At 42.6% G+C, this 406-nt stretch carries 1 protein-coding gene; it reads left to right on the top strand.

Going from position 1 to position 406, the window contains the following annotated elements; all coding sequences use genetic code 11:
- Positions 1-406 (top strand): UvrD-helicase domain-containing protein (locus tag HC176_RS17065; protein ID WP_167920207.1); only part of this gene is annotated, 406 nt, incomplete at both ends.

Below are 406 nucleotides of genomic sequence, written 5' to 3'. Positions count from 1 at the left end.
TACTAACAAGGCAGTAGCCGAAATGAAGTCCCGTATCATTCAGGGGCTGCACGTTCTTGCTGCAATGGAACCTTCGGCTAAAGAACAATTGTTTTTAGAAGATATTTCAGAAGCTTCCGGGTTGCCTTCCGAAGAAGTTCAGAAGAAAAGCCGTGCAATTCTGAAGAACATCATTCATAATTATGCGGCTTTTGAAGTTTCAACTATTGATGGATTTACGCATCGCGTGCTGCGCACTTTTGCCAAAGATCTTGGACTGCCTCTTAATTTTGAAGTGGAATTGCGCACAGATGATGTGCTTAATGAAGCTGTAGACCGCCTCATTAGTAAAGCGGGCAGAGATAAGGAAATTACTCGCGTGCTTGTCAACTTTGTACTTTCTAAAACAGATGAAGACAAAAGCTGG

The sequence above is a fragment of the Tamlana crocina genome (genome assembly GCF_012037625.1).
The sequence above is the reverse complement of the archived record's forward strand: the minus strand, read 5'-3'. Positions and strand labels throughout refer to the sequence as shown.